We start from the raw sequence: 5,614 nt of genomic DNA on the forward strand, positions 1-5,614 counted from the left end.
GGTTAGGGTGGGGGTCCATCTTCGCAAGAGTCCAAATGCGATTGCCTTTGCGGGGAAGAGGTGGCCGCGAAGCGGTCGGAGGGCGCGAAGGAATAAGACGCCTCAAGCGTCGCTGAGCGCCTCGATGCCTTTCGCCAGCACCGCCGGATCGCCGAGGATGCGCAGCGTCTTCAGCCGGGCCGTGCCGCCGGCGACGACCGAGACGGCCGATCGTGGCACCCCCAGCGCCTTGGCGACCAGCCGTTCGAGCGCTTGATTGGCGGCGCCGTTTTCCGGCACGGCACGGACGCGAGCCTTCAGATGGCTTCGCCCGTCTGCCGAGATCTCGATGCCTTCGAGCCTGTCCATCGCCGCTTTCGGCGTCAGCCGGACGAACAGGTCGACGCCGTCATTACGCGGGCGAAACGGCCCAGTCATGGAGCGGCCGGGTCAGACGACCAGCGGCGCCACCGTGGTGAGCAGGAACTGCCGGAGGAAGAACAGGATCAGAAGCAGGATGATCGGCGAAATGTCGATCCCGCCGAGGTCGGGCAAGAAGCGGCGGATCGGCTGCAACGCCGGCTCGGTCAGCCGGAAGAGCATGTTGCTGACGCTATCGACGAACTGATTGCGCGAGTTGACGACGTTGAAGGCGTAGAGCCAGGAGAAAATCGCCGAAGCGATGATGATCCACCAATAAATGTCAAGCGCCAGGACAATGGTCTGAATGAGAGCTATCATGCCGGTCTCCGATTGTTGCCGACATGTAGCCATTGCGGGCGAAAGCGGCAAGAGCCACCTGCCGCGGCACGCCAGGCCGGTGGCTGGCCGTGCGGCTTTTTGGGCAAAACGCCGTCTTGACAGGAAACCGCCGCGCCCGATAAATGCGCCCATCCGCTGGACGGGGCTGTAGCTCAGCTGGGAGAGCGCGTCGTTCGCAATGACGAGGTCAGGAGTTCGATCCTCCTCAGCTCCACCAGCGGAATATCCTAAATATCTGATTTCGCTGCCAGTGAACGGTTTTTCCGTTGGCTGGGCTGTGGCTCGCGCAGCCGGTCTTGTCCAGCACGGCGGCAGCCGCATGTGGGCGGATGACGAAGGTCCACGCCGCGCCGACAGCCTATGACGCCCAGAACCGCGTCATACGCGGTCCTGTCTCGATCACAAAAAGATCGGCGACCTGGTGGCGAAGCCGATTGACCCCGCTCGCCGAACGCGCCCGCGCATCCGTCCCGCATCACATCCCCTTTGGCTTTCATGGCAACTATTTTGCGCCCGCAGATCGACCTGCGCACTGACTGATGCCAAGTGCCGGCCACTGCCGTCCTTCGAACCTGTATTCTCGGCACTCAGGGAAACAAAGCAGGCGTCCAGACCCCACCGGCGGAACTCGAGGCAACGGCTGCCGCGACGAATTTTACGCCACGGGCTCCGTCGACGACATCGGGCACCTGGGCAGTGCGCGCCGGATCGACCGCGGCGCCGGCGCGATGGGCACGAATGATATCGGCCGCATCGCGGTAGAGATTGTCGAACGCCTCGATATACCCCTCGGGATGCGCGGCCGGCATGCGCGACACACGGCGGCTTTCCTCCGACGATCCATGGCCGCCGCGCACCAGCGTGCGCGTTTCCTCGCCATGGCGCGAAAAGCGCAGTTCTTCCGGTCGCATGCCCGACCACTCAAGCCCGGCCTTGTCGCCGTAGATGCGGACCGAAAGATCGTTGTAGTGGCCGGGAGAGGTCTGGCTGGCCAGGATGGTGCCGCGCGCGCCGCCCGACCAGCGCACAAGCACATGGGCGTTGTCGTCGAGCCGCCGCCCCGGCACAGCGGTGAAGAGATCGGCCGCGACCGCCTCGGCCTGGCAGCCCGAGACGAAACTCGCCAGGTTGAACGCATGCACGCCGATGTCGGCGAGCACCGCCGATTGCCCGGCCCGCGCCGGATCGGTGCGCCATTCGGCCTGCTTCTGGCCTTCCGCGTCGATCGGCAAGGTCAGCCAATCCTGGGTGTAGGCGGCGTGCACGGCGACGACGCGGCCGAGCTCGCCGGCCGCCACCATTTCGCGCGCCTGCCGGACCATGGCGTAACCGGTATTGTTGAGCGTCACCACGAATTTACGGTTTTTCACGCGCGCCAGGCTCACCAGTGCTTCTGCATCGACCAGTGTCGTCGACAGCGGCTTGTCGCAGATCACGTCGATCCCGGCTTCGAGGAAGGCGGTGGCGATCGGCGCGTGCAGATGGTTTGGCGTCACGATGACGACGGCTTCGATGCCGTTGGGACGGGCGCCTTCGGCGCGGGCCATTTCGCGGTAGTCACCGTAGCTGCGCTCGGGTGGGATACCAATCTCGGCGGCGGAGACGGCAGCGTTTTCGGGATCCGAAGACAGTGCGCCGGCAACCAGCGCGATCTGGTCGTCAAGCCGCATGGCCAGCCGGTGCACGGCGCCGATGAAAGCGTTGCGCCCGCCACCCACCATGCCTACCCGCAAGCGTTCGCGCACCGATCCGTCAGCGATTGCGTAGACCATGAATATCCTCCCAGAGAAACGCTTTACGTCGCCCCGGACTATAGGATGTCGGCGCCATTTTCGAACATTATTTCCAAATTTCGTTTTGTAAAAACGACCACGCCGCGCTAGCCTGAAGCCTGAAGCCTGTGCGATCTTGGGAGGGTCGGATGACGAAGCACCGAATGTTTGCCATCGCCTTGTCACCATGAGCGGGGCGCGCAGACCGTCCGACCAAGCTGACCCTGGTGGCCGCAGCGATACCGTTGCGAAGAAACAGGGTCGGTCGCTTGCCGCGCTCGGCTATACCAAGCCGCAGACCTACGAGGAACTGCGCGCCGTGCTTTCGTCCGGCACCGTCCATTTTCCAAAACGCCTGCGCCAGGTCGCCATCTTCCTGTGGCAGCATCCGAGCGACGTCGCACTGGGAACGATCGCGCAGGTCGCCGAGCAGGCTGGGGTGCAGCCCTCGACGCTGGTGCGCTTTGCCCAGATCTTCGGCTTTGCCGGCTTTTCCGATTTCCAGGGTCTCTTCAAGGATCACGTCAAGGGGTCCTGGCCCGAGGGACGTGGGCGCGACGGCCAGGAGCGGGCCACGGCCGAGCCCAACGTCAACCTGCATTTTCTCAACGGCATGGTCGGCGCCTCGCAGGCCTCGCTCGGCCGCATCGACAAGGGTTTCGACATCGACAGCTTCGAGAAAATGGTCGACCTGCTGGCTTCCGCCGACCTGATCTATGTGATCGGCAGCAAACGCGCCTTTCCCGTCACCACCTATCTTTCGCTCACTCTGTCACAGCAGGGCGTGCGCAACGTGCTGGTCGACAATGTCGGCTCCATCGCCCTCGACCAGATCGGCTGCATCGGCGAGCGCGACGCCGTGCTGGCGGTCTCCTTCAGCCCCTACAACTCGATCACGCCGGACCTCGTCGCTGTCGCCCATGAGCGGAAGGCGCGTATCGTCACCATCACCGACAGCACGTTTTCTCCCTTGGTCAAGCTGTCGGACACCTGGCTGGAAGTGGTTGAGTCGGACTTTGCCGGCTTCCGCTCGCTTGCCGCTTCGCTCGCAGTCGGCATGACGCTCGTCCACGGTGTCGTCGCGCGTCGCACGGCCTGAGGCGGTACAATTGACTATCGGGAATTGGTGTTCCATATCTAGGAAAATAGAAACTTTGTTCCGGGAGGAGGAATGGAGCTTCGGTTAGACGACAAGGTGGTGCTGGTCACCGGCGCGACGCAAGGCATTGGCCGGGCGATCGCGGAGACGCTGGCGCGCGCTGGTGCCGGCGGCCTGCTGGTCACCGGCCGCGAGCCAGTGCGCGGCAACGAAGTCGCAGCGGCGCTTTCAGAAATAGGCACGCCGACGACTTTCGTCGCCGCCGATTTGGCTGATACCGCGGCGCCGGCGCGGCTGGTGGAGGAATGCGTCGGCCGTTTCGGCCGCATCGACGCGCTGGTCAATGCCGCCGGCCTGACCAACCGCGCCTCGTTTCTCGATGCCGACCTTGACGACTGGGCGGCGCTGTTCGCCGTCAACGCACGGGCGCCCTTCTTTCTGATGAAGGCAGCCATCGCGCAGATGCTCGAGCAAGGCCAAGGCGGCGCCATCGTCAACATCCTGTCGATCAACGCGCATTGCGGCTCGCCCGAACTGGCCGTCTATTCCGCCACCAAGGGCGCGCTTGCGACGCTTACCCGCAACGCCGCCAATGCGCACCGTTTCGACCGCATCCGCGTCAACGGCATCAATGTCGGCTGGACCGACACGCCGGCCGAACGCATCATGCAGGCGCAGACGCTGGGACACGGCCCGGGCTGGCTCGACGCCGCCAATGCGTCGCAGCCTTTCGGGCGACTGCTGGCAGCCGACGAAGTGGCGAACCTCGCCGTGTTCCTGCTCTCCGACGCCTCCGGGCCGATGACCGGCGCGCTGATCGACCAGGAGCAATGGGTAGTGGGGGCGAACCGGTGAGCGCTTCAACGCCCCCCGAAACGCTCGGCCCGAAACTTATTAGCCGGCTTCCCGTTGCGGTCCGAAAGCCATCCTATGACCGGGCAGCACTTACGCCGGGCATGGCCCATATCGGTGTCGGCGCCTTCCATCGCTGCCACCAGGCCGAATACACCGACGATCTACTGTCGCGCCGTTTCGATCGCTGGGGGGTGGTTGGCATCAACATCCGCGCTCCACACCTGTCGGATACGCTGGGCAGGCAAAGCGGGCTCTACACGCGCCTGATCCGCGAAGACAACCAAGTCGAGGCGCGCGTCATCGGCAGCATCGTGTCGGTCGTCGACAGTCAGGACCGTGCCGCACCGGCGCTCGACGTGCTGGCTTCCGCCGACATCGAGATGGTCACGCTGACCGTGACGGAGAAGGGCTATTGCCACATTCCGTCCAGCGGCGCGCTGGATGTCGATCACCCGGATATTCTCCACGATCTCGCCAACCCGCTGATACCGCGCAGCGTGCCGGGCATTCTGGCGCGGGCGCTAGAACTGCGCATGGCCTCGCACGGCCGTCCGGTGACGCTGCTCTCCTGCGACAACATTCCGACCAACGGCATCATCCTGGCCAATGTGGTGCAGGCTTTGGCCAGGCGGCGCGGCAATGGCCTGGCGGACTGGATCGCCGCCAATGTCGCCTTTCCTTCAGCCATGGTCGACCGCATCGCGCCAGCGCCCTCGCCAGCCGACATCGACACTGTCGAACAGCGTTTCGGCTACCGCGATGCCGCTGTCGTGGTCGGCGAGCCATTCCGGCAATGGGTGATCGAACAAAAATTCGCCGGCCGCGTGCCGCGCTGGGATCTGGTTGGGGCAAGCTTCGTCGACGACGTCACGCCGTTCGAGCACCTGAAGATGCGGGTGCTCAATGGCGCCCAGACCACGCTTGCCACTCTCGGCGTGCTGGCCGGCCTCGAGCATACATCGGATGCCATAGCCGACCCGCTGCTCGCCACTTTCGTTCGCCGCATGTTGCTGGAGGAGACGCTGCCGACGCTGATGCCGGTGCCAGGTGTGGCGCCGCTGGCCTATGTCGAGCAAAGCCTCGCTCGCCTGCGCAATACCGCGATCCGCCATCGCAACCACCAGATCGCCACCGACGGCTCGCAAAA

The 5,614-nt window shown here is 64.6% G+C and carries 6 protein-coding genes and 1 tRNA gene; 4 read left to right on the forward strand and 3 right to left on the reverse strand.

Features of this window, described 5'->3' with window-relative positions; genetic code table 11:
- Positions 1 to 102: 102 nt before the first annotated feature.
- Both E5W87_RS31615 and E5W87_RS31620 read right to left on the reverse strand, forming a co-directional pair.
- Positions 103 to 417 carry a DUF167 family protein gene (locus tag E5W87_RS31615; RefSeq protein WP_292406722.1) on the reverse strand — a complete coding sequence of 105 codons (315 nt, stop codon included), beginning with the start codon at positions 415 to 417 and terminating at the stop codon, positions 103 to 105.
- A gap of 12 nt (positions 418 to 429) precedes the next feature.
- Positions 430 to 720: a YggT family protein gene (locus E5W87_RS31620; protein ID WP_292406725.1), complete on the reverse strand. Its 291-nt coding sequence runs from the start codon at positions 718 to 720 to the stop codon at positions 430 to 432.
- A gap of 162 nt (positions 721 to 882) precedes the next feature.
- On the opposite strand from E5W87_RS31620, the gene E5W87_RS31625 reads away from it, so the two are divergent.
- Positions 883 to 958 (forward strand) — tRNA-Ala (locus tag E5W87_RS31625).
- A 370-nt stretch (positions 959 to 1,328) separates the two neighbouring features.
- Here E5W87_RS31625 and E5W87_RS31630 read toward each other — a convergent pair.
- Positions 1,329 to 2,513 (reverse strand): Gfo/Idh/MocA family oxidoreductase, encoded by a 1,185-nt coding sequence (locus E5W87_RS31630; RefSeq protein ID WP_292406728.1) that lies wholly within the window; start codon positions 2,511 to 2,513, stop codon positions 1,329 to 1,331.
- 187 nt (positions 2,514 to 2,700) lie between these two features.
- On the opposite strand from E5W87_RS31630, the gene E5W87_RS31635 reads away from it, so the two are divergent.
- The 3 genes from E5W87_RS31635 to E5W87_RS31645 all read left to right on the forward strand — a co-directional run.
- A complete protein-coding gene (locus tag E5W87_RS31635) occupies positions 2,701 to 3,612 on the forward strand; it encodes a MurR/RpiR family transcriptional regulator (RefSeq protein ID WP_292406732.1) in 912 nt (303 codons plus the stop codon).
- A 72-nt stretch (positions 3,613 to 3,684) separates the two neighbouring features.
- Entirely contained in the window at positions 3,685 to 4,467 is a 783-nt protein-coding gene (locus tag E5W87_RS31640) for an SDR family oxidoreductase (protein ID WP_292406735.1), read from the forward strand.
- Positions 4,464 to 5,614: mannitol dehydrogenase family protein (locus tag E5W87_RS31645; RefSeq protein WP_292406738.1), on the forward strand; the 1,151-nt coding region annotated here is incomplete at its 3' end. The genes E5W87_RS31640 and E5W87_RS31645, both read left to right, overlap by 4 nt.

The sequence above is a fragment of the Mesorhizobium sp. genome (genome assembly GCF_004962925.1).
In the GTDB taxonomy this organism is placed as follows: domain Bacteria; phylum Pseudomonadota; class Alphaproteobacteria; order Rhizobiales; family Rhizobiaceae; genus Mesorhizobium.

What these genes read in the sequence shown, in the direction of transcription:
- E5W87_RS31615 (WP_292406722.1), bottom strand. Translation starts at nt 417, where the DNA reads ATGACTGGGCCGTTTCGCCCGCGTAATGACGGCGTCGACCTGTTCGTC.
- E5W87_RS31620 (WP_292406725.1), bottom strand. Translation starts at nt 720, where the DNA reads ATGATAGCTCTCATTCAGACCATTGTCCTGGCGCTTGACATTTATTGG.
- E5W87_RS31630 (WP_292406728.1), bottom strand. Translation starts at nt 2,513, where the DNA reads ATGGTCTACGCAATCGCTGACGGATCGGTGCGCGAACGCTTGCGGGTA.
- E5W87_RS31635 (WP_292406732.1), top strand. Translation starts at nt 2,701, where the DNA reads ATGAGCGGGGCGCGCAGACCGTCCGACCAAGCTGACCCTGGTGGCCGC.
- E5W87_RS31640 (WP_292406735.1), top strand. Translation starts at nt 3,685, where the DNA reads ATGGAGCTTCGGTTAGACGACAAGGTGGTGCTGGTCACCGGCGCGACG.